The organism is Shimwellia blattae DSM 4481 = NBRC 105725 (genome assembly GCF_000262305.1).
GTDB classification, from domain to species: Bacteria; Pseudomonadota; Gammaproteobacteria; order Enterobacterales; family Enterobacteriaceae; genus Shimwellia; species Shimwellia blattae.
The window spans coordinates 3537481-3552233 of sequence record NC_017910.1 but is presented as its reverse complement, the minus strand read 5'-3'; the positions used below and the strand labels follow the sequence as shown (position 1 = coordinate 3552233).

Annotated in this window: 11 protein-coding genes, 1 tRNA gene and 3 rRNA genes; 10 read left to right on the top strand and 5 right to left on the bottom strand. The window is 53.8% G+C overall.

Annotated elements, in window-relative coordinates:
* The 6 genes from EBL_RS16660 (at position 1) to EBL_RS16635 (ending at position 7750) form a co-directional block, all read left to right on the top strand.
* Positions 1 to 1131 (top strand): DUF4056 domain-containing protein, encoded by a 1131-nt coding sequence (locus EBL_RS16660; protein ID WP_014716192.1) that lies wholly within the window; start codon positions 1 to 3, stop codon positions 1129 to 1131.
* A 497-nt stretch (positions 1132 to 1628) separates the two neighbouring features.
* Positions 1629 to 3170 (top strand): 16S ribosomal RNA (locus EBL_RS16655).
* A gap of 84 nt (positions 3171 to 3254) precedes the next feature.
* A tRNA-Glu gene (locus tag EBL_RS16650) sits at positions 3255 to 3330 on the top strand.
* Between the two features lie 219 nt (positions 3331 to 3549).
* Positions 3550 to 6453: ribosomal RNA gene (locus EBL_RS16645) — 23S ribosomal RNA — on the top strand.
* A gap of 209 nt (positions 6454 to 6662) precedes the next feature.
* Positions 6663 to 6778: ribosomal RNA gene (gene rrf / locus EBL_RS16640) — 5S ribosomal RNA — on the top strand.
* Together the 16S, 23S and 5S rRNA genes with 1 tRNA gene alongside form the textbook arrangement of a ribosomal RNA operon.
* A 279-nt stretch (positions 6779 to 7057) precedes the next feature.
* On the top strand, positions 7058 to 7750 hold the full coding sequence (locus tag EBL_RS16635) for a hypothetical protein (protein ID WP_002444124.1): 693 nt from the start codon (positions 7058 to 7060) through the stop codon (positions 7748 to 7750).
* A gap of 33 nt (positions 7751 to 7783) precedes the next feature.
* On the opposite strand, the gene EBL_RS16630 is transcribed toward EBL_RS16635, so the two are convergent.
* A complete protein-coding gene (locus EBL_RS16630; protein ID WP_002444123.1) occupies positions 7784 to 8170 on the bottom strand; it encodes a helix-turn-helix domain-containing protein in 387 nt (128 codons plus the stop codon).
* Positions 8171 to 8344: 174 nt separating this feature from the next.
* Here EBL_RS16630 and EBL_RS16625 point away from each other — a divergent pair, with 174 nt between their 5' ends.
* The 3 genes from EBL_RS16625 (at position 8345) to EBL_RS16610 (ending at position 10456) form a co-directional block, all read left to right on the top strand.
* On the top strand, positions 8345 to 9127 hold the full coding sequence (locus tag EBL_RS16625) for a winged helix-turn-helix domain-containing protein (protein ID WP_002444122.1): 783 nt from the start codon (positions 8345 to 8347) through the stop codon (positions 9125 to 9127).
* Positions 9127 to 9615 carry a hypothetical protein gene (locus EBL_RS16620; protein WP_002444121.1) on the top strand — a complete coding sequence of 163 codons (489 nt, stop codon included), beginning with the start codon at positions 9127 to 9129 and terminating at the stop codon, positions 9613 to 9615. Before EBL_RS16625 ends, EBL_RS16620 begins: the two co-directional genes overlap by 1 nt.
* 451 nt (positions 9616 to 10066) lie before the next feature.
* Positions 10067 to 10456, top strand: a complete 390-nt coding sequence (locus EBL_RS16610; RefSeq protein WP_002444120.1) for a DUF1090 domain-containing protein — start codon at positions 10067 to 10069, stop codon at positions 10454 to 10456.
* Between the two features lie 209 nt (positions 10457 to 10665).
* On the opposite strand, the gene EBL_RS16605 is transcribed toward EBL_RS16610, so the two are convergent.
* Genes EBL_RS16605 through EBL_RS16590 form a run of 4 tightly spaced genes read right to left on the bottom strand, consistent with a single transcriptional unit; the run spans position 10666 to position 13731 of the window.
* A complete protein-coding gene (locus tag EBL_RS16605) occupies positions 10666 to 10986 on the bottom strand; it encodes a non-heme iron oxygenase ferredoxin subunit (RefSeq protein ID WP_002444119.1) in 321 nt (106 codons plus the stop codon).
* Between the two features lie 7 nt (positions 10987 to 10993).
* Positions 10994 to 11467: an aromatic-ring-hydroxylating dioxygenase subunit beta gene (locus EBL_RS16600; RefSeq protein WP_002444118.1), complete on the bottom strand. Its 474-nt coding sequence runs from the start codon at positions 11465 to 11467 to the stop codon at positions 10994 to 10996.
* Positions 11467 to 12723, bottom strand: coding sequence for an aromatic ring-hydroxylating dioxygenase subunit alpha (locus tag EBL_RS16595; RefSeq protein ID WP_002444117.1), 1257 nt, complete (start codon positions 12721 to 12723; stop codon positions 11467 to 11469). Before EBL_RS16595 ends, EBL_RS16600 begins: the two co-directional genes overlap by 1 nt.
* 30 nt (positions 12724 to 12753) lie before the next feature.
* Positions 12754 to 13731: a 2Fe-2S iron-sulfur cluster-binding protein gene (locus EBL_RS16590; RefSeq protein ID WP_002444116.1), complete on the bottom strand. Its 978-nt coding sequence runs from the start codon at positions 13729 to 13731 to the stop codon at positions 12754 to 12756.
* 115 nt (positions 13732 to 13846) lie between these two features.
* Between EBL_RS16590 and EBL_RS16585 the strand changes: the two genes are divergently transcribed.
* Complete coding sequence (locus tag EBL_RS16585; protein ID WP_002444115.1) at positions 13847 to 14752, top strand: LysR family transcriptional regulator; 906 nt, start codon at positions 13847 to 13849, stop codon at positions 14750 to 14752.
* Position 14753 lies beyond the last annotated feature (1 nt).

Sequence of the window (14753 nt, the reverse complement as noted above, 5' to 3'; positions counted from 1 at the left end):
ATGGTAGTCAAACCATGGTTACTGGCTGGGTTGTTCTCTGTGGTCTCTTTCTGCGCCCGGGCGTCCATTCCGATCCCTGTGGATCTACGCCCTGAACCAGACACGACTGTGCAAACCGCGCAAGCGGTGACTGCCCCCCTGGAGGCGCCGGACGGGCTGCGGCCCTGCTGTGCATTTGGCTATAACCTCAAAGCGCAGGCGTTTGGTATACCGGTGCCTTTTTACCAGCTGGGGAACGTGGTGGAGGCGGAGCACCTGGGCGAGCATCAGTATAACAACTCTTTTATGGGGGTCAGTGCCAAGTTACTGGGGCTCAGTGATGAGACGGACGGCATCCTGTATACCGGCCGTGGCGGCTTTATTGATATTGCCCATGTCCGCGATTCTGCGGATGTGACCCTGTGGCTGTTCACCCATATCTGGCCGCAACTGGGGAAGGCCCAGTCCATTATCCTGGACGAAGAGCTGGCTGAGCGGCGTATTGTGTTATCTCCCTTTACGCCGCCATCGTCACCCGCCGCCCGCTATACGCTGGCGGCCTGGTTATCGGCGTCGCTGGCTTTCCAGCTGGCCGCCTGGCATGAAACGGCACAGTGGTATGGGTTTGAATCTATCCCCGGCTTTCCGGAGGCGGTGTCTGCCTATTCCCCGGAAGATTTATATTCAAATTTACTGGGAACGCGCATAGCGGCATCCCTGATCCTGTCCGGCCATGCCAAATCTCTTACTCTCTATAATGTCGCCATGACCAGGGCGTTACCGGATGTATTACTGAGGATGGGGGCGGAAACGGCAACAGAAACCCGGTTCCATTTCGATATGCTGGACGGCCAGTGGTGGGATAGCCATAAACATGTCCCGGAGAAATTTCTCGTCCTGAAGCGCAACTACACCACCGGAGATAACCGGGTGCCAACGCCAGTACCCGGTCAGCCGGAGGCATCCATGCACTTACAGCTCCCTCAGTCCGTTGCCGGCTATGCATTGGCTGAGCTGGGGGAATTGCAATTGTGGCCCGGGCACGCCATGCAATCACTGCCTGAGCCCCCGCAGGGTTACTACACCTGGCGGGATTTCCCGGCGCTGGCAGATTATGCCCGCAGTGAAGATGCTGCCCAGCTGGCAAAATGACATACGCGCGGTGCGTTTTTTCGGGGGAAAATACGAATTTATTTAATTCACTGAATTTAAATGATTTATTCTGATGTGGTGTATCTGGTGGCCGCGGTAACTGGAATGCGTCGCTCAAAAAAAGAACGGTTGAGATCTTTTGTTATAATTACCTGTTGCCATATCCGAAACAGCCCCTATAATGCGCTCCCACTGACACGGCAAATGTGAACAACTTCACGAAATATGCTGAGTCAGCAGAGAAAAATCCTGAAATTAAGGGTTGACTCTGAAAGAGGAAAGCGTAACATACGCCACCTCGCGACAGAGCGCTAAGCGCGTCGCACTGCTCTTTAACAATTTATCAGACAATCTGTGTGGGCACTCTAAGGCACTGATATCTTAACGTCGCAAGACGAAAAATGATTATCAAGTCTCAAAGAGTGACTAAGCAGTTAATTCATTACGAATAAACAGTTTTCGATTTATCGAAAGTCAGCTTTTGAGCATCAAACTTTGAATTGAAGAGTTTGATCATGGCTCAGATTGAACGCTGGCGGCAGGCTTAACACATGCAAGTCGAACGGTAACAGGAATCAGCTTGCTGATTTGCTGACGAGTGGCGGACGGGTGAGTAATGTCTGGGAAACTGCCTGATGGAGGGGGATAACTACTGGAAACGGTAGCTAATACCGCATAATGTCGCAAGACCAAAGTGGGGGACCTTCGGGCCTCATACCATCGGATGTGCCCAGATGGGATTAGCTAGTAGGTGGGGTAACGGCTCACCTAGGCGACGATCCCTAGCTGGTCTGAGAGGATGACCAGCCACACTGGAACTGAGACACGGTCCAGACTCCTACGGGAGGCAGCAGTGGGGAATATTGCACAATGGGCGCAAGCCTGATGCAGCCATGCCGCGTGTATGAAGAAGGCCTTCGGGTTGTAAAGTACTTTCAGCGGGGAGGAAGGTGTTGAGGTTAATAACCTCAGCAATTGACGTTACCCGCAGAAGAAGCACCGGCTAACTCCGTGCCAGCAGCCGCGGTAATACGGAGGGTGCAAGCGTTAATCGGAATTACTGGGCGTAAAGCGCACGCAGGCGGTTGATTAAGTCAGATGTGAAATCCCCGGGCTTAACCTGGGAACTGCATTTGAAACTGGTCAGCTTGAGTCTCGTAGAGGGGGGTAGAATTCCAGGTGTAGCGGTGAAATGCGTAGAGATCTGGAGGAATACCGGTGGCGAAGGCGGCCCCCTGGACGAAGACTGACGCTCAGGTGCGAAAGCGTGGGGAGCAAACAGGATTAGATACCCTGGTAGTCCACGCCGTAAACGATGTCAACTTGGAAGTTGTGCCCTTGAGGCGTGGCTTCCGGAGCTAACGCGTTAAGTTGACCGCCTGGGGAGTACGGCCGCAAGGTTAAAACTCAAATGAATTGACGGGGGCCCGCACAAGCGGTGGAGCATGTGGTTTAATTCGATGCAACGCGAAGAACCTTACCTGGTCTTGACATCCATAGAACTTGGCAGAGATGCCTTGGTGCCTTCGGGAGCTATGAGACAGGTGCTGCATGGCTGTCGTCAGCTCGTGTTGTGAAATGTTGGGTTAAGTCCCGCAACGAGCGCAACCCCTATCCTCTGTTGCCAGCACTTCGGGTGGGAACTCAGGGGAGACTGCCAGTGATAAACTGGAGGAAGGTGGGGATGACGTCAAGTCATCATGGCCCTTACGACCAGGGCTACACACGTGCTACAATGGCGCATACAAAGAGAAGCGACCTCGCGAGAGCAAGCGGATCTCATAAAGTGCGTCGTAGTCCGGATTGGAGTCTGCAACTCGACTCCATGAAGTCGGAATCGCTAGTAATCGTGGATCAGAATGCCACGGTGAATACGTTCCCGGGCCTTGTACACACCGCCCGTCACACCATGGGAGTGGGTTGCAAAAGAAGTAGGTAGCTTAACCTTCGGGAGGGCGCTTACCACTTTGTGATTCATGACTGGGGTGAAGTCGTAACAAGGTAACCGTAGGGGAACCTGCGGTTGGATCACCTCCTTACCTTAAAGATACAACCTTTTAGTGCTCACACAGATTGTCTGATGAAAGTAGAGAAGCAAGGCGTCTTGCGAACGAGACTACAGTGTCCCCTTCGTCTAGAGGCCCAGGACACCGCCCTTTCACGGCGGTAACAGGGGTTCGAATCCCCTAGGGGACGCCAGCGTTCAACGGGTGAGATTCAATCGCGCCCAGGGGACGCCACTTGCTGGTATGTAAGTGAAAGTTGCGTGCCGATATATCTCAAAACTGACTTGCAAGAGTCATGTTTGAGATATTTGCTCTTTAAAAATCTGGAACAAGCTGAAAATTGAAACAATAAACGCGCAAGCGTTTATGAGTCTCTCAAATTATCACACCTGAAGACATCTTCGGGTTGTGAGGTTAAGCGACTAAGCGTACACGGTGGATGCCCTGGCAGTCAGAGGCGATGAAGGACGTGCTAATCTGCGAAAAGCGCCGGCGAGGTGATATGAACCTTTGACCCGGCGATGTCCGAATGGGGAAACCCAGTGTGTTTCGACACACTATCGTTAGCTGAATACATAGGCTAACGAGGCGAACCGGGGGAACTGAAACATCTAAGTACCCCGAGGAAAAGAAATCAACCGAGATTCCCCCAGTAGCGGCGAGCGAACGGGGAGCAGCCCAGAGTCTGAATCAGCGTGTGTGTTAGTGGAAGCGTCTGGAAAGTCGCGCGATACAGGGTGAAAGCCCCGTACACGAAAATGCACATGCTGTGAACTCGATGAGTAGGGCGGGACACGTGATATCCTGTCTGAAGATGGGGGGACCATCCTCCAAGGCTAAATACTCCTGACTGACCGATAGTGAACCAGTACCGTGAGGGAAAGGCGAAAAGAACCCCGGCGAGGGGAGTGAAAAAGAACCTGAAACCGTGTACGTACAAGCAGTGGGAGCATCCTTCGGGGTGTGACTGCGTACCTTTTGTATAATGGGTCAGCGACTTATATTCTGTAGCAAGGTTAACCGGATAGGGGAGCCGCAGGGAAACCGAGTCTTAACTGGGCGTTAAGTTGCAGGGTATAGACCCGAAACCCGGTGATCTAGCCATGGGCAGGTTGAAGGTTGGGTAACACTAACTGGAGGACCGAACCGACTAATGTTGAAAAATTAGCGGATGACTTGTGGCTGGGGGTGAAAGGCCAATCAAACCGGGAGATAGCTGGTTCTCCCCGAAAGCTATTTAGGTAGCGCCTCGTGAATTCATCTGTGGGGGTAGAGCACTGTTTCGGCTAGGGGGTCATCCCGACTTACCAACCCGATGCAAACTACGAATACCACAGAATGTTATCACGGGAGACACACGGCGGGTGCTAACGTCCGTCGTGAAGAGGGAAACAACCCAGACCGCCAGCTAAGGTCCCAAAGTCACAGTTAAGTGGGAAACGATGTGGGAAGGCCCAGACAGCCAGGATGTTGGCTTAGAAGCAGCCATCATTTAAAGAAAGCGTAATAGCTCACTGGTCGAGTCGGCCTGCGCGGAAGATGTAACGGGGCTAAACTGTGCACCGAAGCTGCGGCAGCGACACTCAGGTGTTGTTGGGTAGGGGAGCGTTCTGTAAGCCGTTGAAGGTGGTCTGTGAGGACTGCTGGAGGTATCAGAAGTGCGAATGCTGACATAAGTAACGATAATGCGGGTGAAAAACCCGCACGCCGGAAGACCAAGGGTTCCTGTCCAACGTTAATCGGGGCAGGGTGAGTCGACCCCTAAGGCGAGGCCGAAAGGCGTAGTCGATGGGAAACAGGTTAATATTCCTGTACTTGGTGTTACTGCGAAGGGGGGACGGAGAAGGCTATGTTATCCGGGCGACGGTCGTCCCGGTTTAAGCGTGTAGGTGTGTGGACCAGGCAAATCCGGTTCACTTCAACACTGAGGCGTGATGACGAGGCACTACGGTGCTGAAGTAACAAATGCCCTGCTTCCAGGAAAAGCCTCTAAGCATCAGGTAACATCAAATCGTACCCCAAACCGACACAGGTGGTCAGGTAGAGAATACCAAGGCGCTTGAGAGAACTCGGGTGAAGGAACTAGGCAAAATGGTGCCGTAACTTCGGGAGAAGGCACGCTGACATGTAGGTGAAGCCCCTGCGGGTGGAGCTGAAGTCAGTCGAAGATACCAGCTGGCTGCAACTGTTTATTAAAAACACAGCACTGTGCAAACACGAAAGTGGACGTATACGGTGTGACGCCTGCCCGGTGCCGGAAGGTTAATTGATGGGGTCAGCGCAAGCGAAGCTCCTGATCGAAGCCCCGGTAAACGGCGGCCGTAACTATAACGGTCCTAAGGTAGCGAAATTCCTTGTCGGGTAAGTTCCGACCTGCACGAATGGCGTAATGATGGCCAGGCTGTCTCCACCCGAGACTCAGTGAAATTGAACTCGCTGTGAAGATGCAGTGTACCCGCGGCAAGACGGAAAGACCCCGTGAACCTTTACTATAGCTTGACACTGAACATTGAGCCTTGATGTGTAGGATAGGTGGGAGGCTTTGAAGTGTGGACGCCAGTCTGCATGGAGCCAACCTTGAAATACCACCCTTTAATGTTTGATGTTCTAACGTAGACCCGTGACCCGGGTTGCGGACAGTGTCTGGTGGGTAGTTTGACTGGGGCGGTCTCCTCCCAAAGAGTAACGGAGGAGCACGAAGGTTAGCTAATCCTGGTCGGACATCAGGAGGTTAGTGCAAAGGCATAAGCTAGCTTGACTGCGAGAGTGACGGCTCGAGCAGGTGCGAAAGCAGGTCTTAGTGATCCGGTGGTTCTGAATGGAAGGGCCATCGCTCAACGGATAAAAGGTACTCCGGGGATAACAGGCTGATACCGCCCAAGAGTTCATATCGACGGCGGTGTTTGGCACCTCGATGTCGGCTCATCACATCCTGGGGCTGAAGTAGGTCCCAAGGGTATGGCTGTTCGCCATTTAAAGTGGTACGCGAGCTGGGTTTAGAACGTCGTGAGACAGTTCGGTCCCTATCTGCCGTGGGCGCTGGAGAACTGAGGGGGGCTGCTCCTAGTACGAGAGGACCGGAGTGGACGCATCACTGGTGTTCGGGTTGTCATGCCAATGGCATTGCCCGGTAGCTACATGCGGAAGAGATAAGTGCTGAAAGCATCTAAGCACGAAACTTGCCCCGAGATGAGTTCTCCCTGAGACTTAAAGTCTCCTGAAGGAACGTTGAAGACGACGACGTTGATAGGCCGGGTGTGTAAGTGCAGCGATGCATTGAGCTAACCGGTACTAATGAACCGTGAGGCTTAACCTTACAACGCCAAAGATGTTTTGGTGTGAAGAGACGACGATATTCAGCTTGTTACCGGATAGATGATGTAAGTCTTTTCGATTTTGTGCCACAGCAAGGCGGCAAGAGAACGAGACGACAGGAGCTTACTGAAGTAAGTGACTGTTGCGAGTGAGCGCAGCCAACGCGGGTGTGGTGCAAAAGAAAAAGACGGACATGAGCAACAGAATATGCCTGGCGGCCGTAGCGCGGTGGTCCCACCTGACCCCATGCCGAACTCAGAAGTGAAACGCCGTAGCGCCGATGGTAGTGTGGGGTCTCCCCATGCGAGAGTAGGGAACTGCCAGGCTTTAATTAAACGAAAGAGCCCTGTCGCAAGACAGGGCTTTTTTCGTTTAATTTCAGTTTGTCGGTCATCAGACTGTCTTAGTTTTCCTCATTTCATACCGGTTCCGCCCTGTTTCCGGTCTCCGCCTCAGAAAACATAAGTAATGTCCGCCGAATAAGATCATCTGAAGATCTTTGCCCTGCGGTGAAATCCTCTTTTTTCCCCGGCCAGTTTAGCTGTTGTCACGGCGCTTTTTTCAATAATGCCCCGGTACTGCTTGGTAAAGAAAGGACACAATAGATGACCGTATCAGGAAAGAAAGAATCGCTATCGTCGCACGCCATGTTATCTGCAGAGGTTGTTGCACTTTATGGCAGTGAACTGTCACTGACGGCGAAAAACCGGGTACAGGATGATTACAGAGCGTTGTTTGCGGCAGATAATTTTGGCCTTGCGGAACGCCCGCCACTCTACCACCCCTTCAATAAAGTGACCGCCTTACAGGCCGCACGGCGGCTGCGGCTACTGGGGGAATTACCCTATGTTGAGCGCTGTGATGTGATTGATTTTCTTAAAGCGCAGGGGGCTGAGGATCACGGCGCAAGGGCGATGTTTGAAGCAGGGGAAAGGGAAGCTCAGCGTAACTGGTTATTTATGCCGGGTGCTGCAGACAGCGTGGTGCGCCAGAGAGCGCTGCTCGCTTACCGGCAGATGAAGTTTATCTCCGGGCTGGCCGGGGAAGAGGCGATATCTGCCTGCCTGGCGCGTCTGGCTGATAATCGGGAATATCTTCGCCAGCACCTGGGCCGGCCGCCTGGTGACTATGACATGCTGCTGCACTATCCGGAAATTGAACAACTGCGCCACAATGCCATTGCCTCTGCGCTGGAAGCGCTGGATAACGGCCAGCCGGTCGCCGATATTGCTGATCGGCTGGGCAAGGCACTGGTATTATGCCCGCAGCCAGCACATTGCACTGGCGGGGTCGGCTAGCCCTGGGTATACACCCCGCAGAGGTTGCCCGGTTTAGTTCTGGCCTGCGATTCGCTGCTTTCGCCGCGCTTTTACCCAGTCCAGCACTTTTATATCATCCTGATACTGAGACGGCGGGACCGGCGAATACTGCCTGAGCAGGTCGTTTATTCTGGCATCAATAGCGGCCAGCTCACGGCGAATCTCTGTCAGCACCGCAAGCAGGGGGGCTATATTTCCTGGCGCGGTTAGCGGGGCCGGTTCAGGGGCGATATCTGGTGAGGCAATACCGTAAACACGTATTAACTCTCCGGTTTCTATGCGTAATTTTTCACCATTTATATGTCTGGCTAATAATTTCCCGCTGGCAATGTGTCGATAAATTGTCCGACGGGTAACTCCCACCAGTCGGGCTGCTTCGGTGACGCGGAGTAATGACATAGAATATATATTCCTGAGCTGGCTGAATGATGTTGGCTATTTAAAAAGAAGTGGCGGAGTATACCGGATATTCGCAACGGATCTGCGGCTTTATAGTAATATTGTGATAAGCCAGTCAGGAACATAATCACAATGTGGTAATATTCTTCTTTTCCGACATTCAGAGGAGGTAATATGCCGGGAAAGTTCCTTATCGACGATCGTGTTATTTTTGATGCAGACAACCGAACCTTATCCCTTGCCCAGTGTACGCTGAGCGGAAACGAGAGCGCTCAGGATTCTGTTGTATTACACACGCCCACTGCTCAGTGCCTGATATTACTTATTGAATACCATGGTAAGATCCTCTCTCAGGAATATATTCTGGAAAAAGTATGGATAAACAAAGGGGTAGTTGTTTCATCCGGGGCGGTTTACCAGAATATCAGCCTGCTGCGGCGTGCCTTTGTGCAATTGGGCATTGACAGCAATATCGTGGCAACCATTCCGCGTCGGGGCGTTATGTTGCCCGCGGGTGTGACCGTATCCCCATGGGGAAAAACATGTATTTCATCTGACTATTTCCCGCCCCGCGAAGATACAAAAAATAGTATTCCTGCTGCAGGAATATCTTTTTTTACTTTACCTTACGTCGCGATTTCGGCAGCGCTCGGTTTACTGGCAATATTGGGTATTTTGTTTTCTGTGATGCATTTCAGGAATAAAGAAAATTACATGGATGGTTATCAGCCTGTTAAGAATAATAACCCCCGTTGTCATATCTATATGAATAAAGCCTTCCCGGGACATATGATGAATAAGATACTGGCGGGCAAGGTGCTAAGCTGCGATGAACTGCCCTATCACTATATTACGGCATTCCACGGTATTAACCGTTACTCGGTGATTAGCTGTGAGCAGGATATTCGCCAGCCGGATCCGGACTGCCTCTCCCGGTTTTACCTCAAGGATTCCTGATGCGGCGGATAACACGGTGGGCGCTCTGGTTACTGCCGGTCTGCGCCTCGGCGCTGCTGGGGTACGGTTCGGGCTGGCGGGCAGGTGAAGCGCCCGGTGAGGAAGAAGAAATGGCCTGCCGGGCAAGTCTTGATATCACCTCGCCTGCGTTACAGTTTTCCGGATCCATGAAGTTTTATGCCGCGAAAGGACACGGCGTACTATTAATTAATGGCCACTACCAGCAACCAGACCAGTTAGATAACCAGCTCAGCCGCAAAGTCATCTTTACCTATACCCGTTATGGCGACATGTTTTATACCGTCTCCCGCCGGGTAGACGTGTTATTTCCGGACAACGCTCAGGAGAGCGAGCTGGTCACGTTTTTGCCGCGTTTCTTTTTTCGCTCTGGTGAGGCATTCAGTATGGGTCTGTTTCCACAGGGGGAAGGGTACATATTTACCGGAACTACATTACCCCTGGCATATTGCCTGAAAGGGATCAGCTAGTGATTGCTGCGGTAAAATGCCCCGCCATTATTTATGACTAATTATGCATAAGGCACCGGTTACCGGGCCGTGGCGGGAGTACCAGGCTGTTCTGCGGGTTATTGTATGGCGAATATCAGTAGATATTATTTCAGATAATCTTATGTTGCTTGTTTTAGGTCGGTTTAAAAAATGAGGGGCAGCGATATCAGGAAATTTCACTAGTGACACAAGTGTATGTCCCGCCATGTACCCACAATGGGGAATAGGGGAGAACGTAAAAACCTGTTTATTCAATATGTTGATATATTGTTTATCTTGTTTCATGTGTCGGTTGTGACAACTGATGTGATCCCCTGGTACTGTCTTCACCTGGCGGGCATTCTAATGTTTTCTAAAGTGCAAATAGCCGTTTTGATATTGTTTAACTTCTCCGGCACAGGCTGATGTTTTCCTGACTGGAGTATCAACAATGAAAAAAATCCTGTTGCCGGTTTATTTCTGTATGCTGCCGGCGCTTAGTTATTCATATGCTGCCCACGCTGAAGCCCTGACCGGGTGCGCCGCAAAACGGGCAGAAATAGAAAACCAGATAGCCTATGCGAAAGCGCATAATAACCACCATCAGGTTGCCGGGCTGGAGGCAGCGCTAAATGAAACCCGCCTGCACTGCACTGAGGCCGGTTTACTGCGCGAGCGCCAGCAAAAGGTTGCCGAAAAGGAGCGTAAAGTTGCTGAGCGTGAGGCAGAGCTCACCAATGCTATCGAAACCGGTAGCGCTAAAAAAATTACCCGTAAAAAAAAGAAAGTAGCCGAAGCACAGGAGGAGTTACAGGAAGCGAAAGACGCATTAGAAAGATAATCCGCTCTCTGTATTACTCTGTTGATAGTGTTGCCGGCACCGGACACTGGACGTATATCCCGTACCCTGCGTTATTGCTGGTTCTGGGGTCTGCGTTGTTCTGGCTTGGGATGGCGGCCATCGGTATTTTATTAACCCTGGCCGATGCAATACACCGATTCTGCGCAACAAAAAATATAGCCCGGTAATGCCGGGCTATTCTGTCTTTTTCAGGAGGCGGAAAGATTCAGCAGTACCTGCTCACCCTCAATACGCACCGGATAGACGGGCACCCCTTCGGTCAGCGGGCTACATAAGGCCTTGCCGGTCTTAATACAAAATCGACCCTGGTGCAGCGGGCATTCAATTTCGCCATCTTCGAGGAAGCCATCGCTGAGCCTGGCGTTGCCGTGGGAGCACAAATTAGCGCTGGCAAAGATACCGTCCTCTGTGTGGTACAGGGCAATATCCAGACCATTAACCTCAACGCCGGTCACATCATCTTCTGCTAAGTCGGCGATATTCGCCACCGTAATCCAGTTATCCTGCATAAGCACCTCAAATTGGGTAAATAAGCGAATTGGGCACCATTTCGCTGTCGAATACACAGTGGCGGCGGGCAAAGCGCAGCCCCTGCCCGGTCATCACCATTTCATCCAGGTAATACCCCACGTTAAACACCTCGCTGTGGCCGTCAGGCTTGGTGCGAAAAACCGCATAATTGGTTTGCGCGTTAATTTTCCCGTCGCCGATAGCGGTAATGTGCGGCAGGCCGACCACGTGACGCTGGTAATAGGGGTCGTGAAACAGGGTTTCGGTAATGCCGTAGATCCGGTCCTTCAGCATGCCCTGGCTTTCCAGGTTAATCGTGGAAAGCGGCAGGCCGCGATCAAAGTTTTCCCGGGGCTGCACTTTATAGACGCAGTCTTCGGTAAACAGGGCGGGCCATTTCTCCCAGTCGCCGCTGTCGACGATTGCGGTATATTCCGTTTGTAATGCCAGTACCAGTTGCCAGAGTTCGCTGTTCATCATCAGATCTCCAGTACGCCGCGCCAGTAGTGGTACATACCGCGGATCAGGGTTTCAGATACCATATGGTCCGTATTTTCATAGCCGGTGCCGCCCAGCTCTGCGATAGTGCGCTGCTGCGGGTTTTGTGCCATCCCCTGCTGGGAAAACTCGACAACTTCGCCGTCATCGGCAGAGACAAACCCCGCCGGGCCAAATAAATTCGCCTGGCGCAGGCGGCGCTGGGTCATTTCATCGTCGTCGTCGGCAAAGCCGAAGTGGGTCCAGACAAAATCAAACTCATGGGGCCCCCGGGGCTGGATATGGCGCACCGACATCGAGTTCACGTTCTGCTGGATGATCAGGCTGGGGAACAGGGTCATCATGACCACGCTCGGGCCGTTCCACCAGGGCTCCTCCACCACATCCAGAAAACTGCCGTCGTTAAGCTCCATCTGCTCTTTAAAGCTGCTGACCCCTTGAGTCACCACGCTTTTACCGCCGCTGCCTTTGCGGCTTATCATCGCCGCGTGGCGATACTGGCTGTCCATAATCAGCTGGGAGCGGTTATCCGCCCGCCACAGGCCGAAGGTGACAAACCAGGTGTGTAGCAGCCCTGCGTGATAAGGATCCTTAATATTCTCCTGCATCAGCTTCCAGTTACCGGGGATCCGCTGGCGGTTATACCCCAGCAGCCGGAGCGGGCGGCCGCTGAATACCCGATCAAAATACGCGAGGATATCCGGCCCCAGGTACTCTTCCAGCGGCTCGATCTCCTGGTCAAAAGAGGCGAAGATCACGCCGTGGCGACAGGCGACATTCAGCCGGTTCAGCCCGTGCTCTGCCGGGTTGAAATCTTTGGGCATGCCGCCGTTGACCTTACCGTCCTGTTTTACCCCCCGGCGAAAGGGCACCCCCTGCAACTCACCGTCCAGGCTGTAGTTCCACTGGTGGTAAGGGCAGACAAAATCCTGGCGGTTGCCGGATTTCTCACGGCAAAAGCGCATGCCCCGGTGGGCACAGCGGTTCTCCACCACGTTAATCTCGCCCTGCTGGTTGCGCACCACAATCACCGAGCGCTCACCAACCACGCTGCGTACAAAGTCTCCCGGGTTGGGCAGTTCCGCCTCCAGGGCGACGTAGCTCCAGTGGCGGCCATAGAAGATTTTCTCCAGCTCCCGCTGGTAGATATCGTCCCGGGTATAGGCCCAGTAAGGGATGCGGCTGGTGCCGTCGTCGGGCCACAGTAAGTTCTGGTTATGCTCAGCGGTACGTGTCATGAGAAGTCCTTATGGTTATTGCCCGCCGCATCAGGGCTGGAAATAAAACGCGTCGGCATGGATATCCTGCGGGCGGGCACCCAGTTGCAGCGCCAGCTCCGTCATACTTGCCACCATGGCCGGGTTACCGGCCGGGTAAATTTTCCACCCCGCAAGGGAAGGAATATCCCCGGCAATGGTGGCCGGTAGCCGCCCGTGGCGCCGGTGAGCACTGGCGGGCTGCTGGCTCAGCACCACGTGGAAGCGAAAGCCCGGGTAGTCACGGGCAAGTTGCTCCAGCTGCGCCACGCCGTATAAGTCCTCTTCCCGGCGGGCACCGTAATACAGCGTGACGGGGCGCGTTACCCCGGTGGCCAGCGCCGTGCGGATAATCGACAATTGCGGGGCAAGGCCGGTGCCGCTGGCAACACACAGCAGCGGGCCATCGTGTCTGAGCCGCAGCCAGCTGGCGCCGAGGGGGCCGCTGAGTTTGACGCTATCCCCGGTTTTCAGCCCGGCGGGAAGTGAAGGGGTTAAGCGCCCGTCCGGCACAATGCGAATATGGAATTCCAGCTCGTCATCTTCCGGGGTGCTGGCCATGGAGTAACTGCGCTGCCCGCCACCGGGAAAGGTGAGGCGCACAAACTGCCCGGCAGACCAGCTAAAGGGTTTGGCGGGCCGCAACCGCAACAGCCAGACGTCATGGCACACAGGAGTAAACGCGGTGACCGTGGTTTTCAGGGTGCGGGCCGGGTGTACGACCACATCGTCACAATCCGGCAGTTGCACCACGCTGTCGCTGTGCAGTGTGGTGCAGCAGGCGAGCACTTCCCCTGCGCCCAGCTCTGGCGCATCTTCCGGGAGCTGCTGCTCAACATGCCCGCTGAGCACCTGGCAGCGGCAGGTCTGGCAGCGCCCCGCCATACAGCTCCAGGAGACGGGGATCTGGTGTTCCCGCAGGATATCCAGCAGATTACTGCCCGGCGTTATCACTACGCGGCGATTAAGGGGCGTGAGATCCAGATGCATCACAGTTCCTTGGTTTGGTTGTTGTGATTTTGTTAAATAAAGGTATAAAAAAATCACACAGCGAGGTACGCCACCCCGCCAATAGCCGTTATTTACCGGATGCATAACGTTATCTATGTCACGTTTAACAGAAGTGGATCTCAACCTGCTGGTGGTGTTCCGCCACATGTACCAGGAGCGCCATACCGGGCGGGTTGCCGAAATTATGGGGCTGACTCAGCCCTCGGTAAGCCACGCCATCAAACGCCTGCGCACCATGCTGGGCGATGAGTTATTTGAGCGCGCCGCCCGGGGCATGCGCCCGACGCCATACGCAGACGCCATTGCCGGTGAGGTGGAGCAGGTGCTCAGCGCGCTGGAGAAAACCCTCAGCTACCGCAACAGCTTCAACCCCTGGGAAAGCCAGCGGGAATTCCGCGTTGCCATGACCGATCTGGGGGAGGTTTATCTGCTGCCGCGGCTGATCAATTTGCTCAGTAAAACGGCCCCCGGCGTGCGCATGACCACCGTAAGGGATAACGCTATCCCCCTGAAAACCGAGATGGAAAATGGCCGGGTGGATCTGGCTATCGGCCTGTTTCCGCAGCTGGAGGCCGGGTTCTACCAGCGGCGCTTGTTTAACCAGAACTATGTCTGCCTGATGCGCCACGGCCACCCGCTCAGCAGCGGGGTATTTGATGAGGCGGCCTTTCTCAGCGCCCGGCATATTGTGGTTATGGCCCAGGACACCGGCCATAAGCGGATTGCCGAGCTGCTGCGCAGAAACGGGGCCCTGGAGCGCCACTGCCTGCAGGTGCCCCATTTTATGGCGGTGCCCTATATCCTCAGCGAAACCGATCTGCTGGTCACGGTGACCGAAAAGCTGGCGCTACAAACGGCTCAGCGCTTCGGGCTGGTGGCCCGCCCGCTGCCCTGTGAATTACCCAGCGTGCAAATAAACCTGTTCTGGCACAGCCATGTGCACCGGGATGCGGGCAATATCTGGCTGCGCCAGCAGTTTATGCAGCTGTTTACTGAGTAAC

Excerpts from the sequence above, each read along its gene's own strand:
- EBL_RS16630 (WP_002444123.1), bottom strand. The coding sequence starts at position 8,170 with ATGTCATTACTCCGCGTCACCGAAGCAGCCCGACTGGTGGGAGTTACC.
- EBL_RS16660 (WP_014716192.1), top strand. The coding sequence starts at position 1 with ATGGTAGTCAAACCATGGTTACTGGCTGGGTTGTTCTCTGTGGTCTCT.
- EBL_RS16610 (WP_002444120.1), top strand. The coding sequence starts at position 10,067 with ATGAAAAAAATCCTGTTGCCGGTTTATTTCTGTATGCTGCCGGCGCTT.
- EBL_RS16620 (WP_002444121.1), top strand. The coding sequence starts at position 9,127 with ATGCGGCGGATAACACGGTGGGCGCTCTGGTTACTGCCGGTCTGCGCC.
- EBL_RS16625 (WP_002444122.1), top strand. The coding sequence starts at position 8,345 with ATGCCGGGAAAGTTCCTTATCGACGATCGTGTTATTTTTGATGCAGAC.
- EBL_RS16595 (WP_002444117.1), bottom strand. The coding sequence starts at position 12,723 with ATGACACGTACCGCTGAGCATAACCAGAACTTACTGTGGCCCGACGAC.
- EBL_RS16600 (WP_002444118.1), bottom strand. The coding sequence starts at position 11,467 with ATGATGAACAGCGAACTCTGGCAACTGGTACTGGCATTACAAACGGAA.
- EBL_RS16585 (WP_002444115.1), top strand. The coding sequence starts at position 13,847 with ATGTCACGTTTAACAGAAGTGGATCTCAACCTGCTGGTGGTGTTCCGC.
- EBL_RS16635 (WP_002444124.1), top strand. The coding sequence starts at position 7,058 with ATGACCGTATCAGGAAAGAAAGAATCGCTATCGTCGCACGCCATGTTA.
- EBL_RS16605 (WP_002444119.1), bottom strand. The coding sequence starts at position 10,986 with ATGCAGGATAACTGGATTACGGTGGCGAATATCGCCGACTTAGCAGAA.
- EBL_RS16590 (WP_002444116.1), bottom strand. The coding sequence starts at position 13,731 with ATGCATCTGGATCTCACGCCCCTTAATCGCCGCGTAGTGATAACGCCG.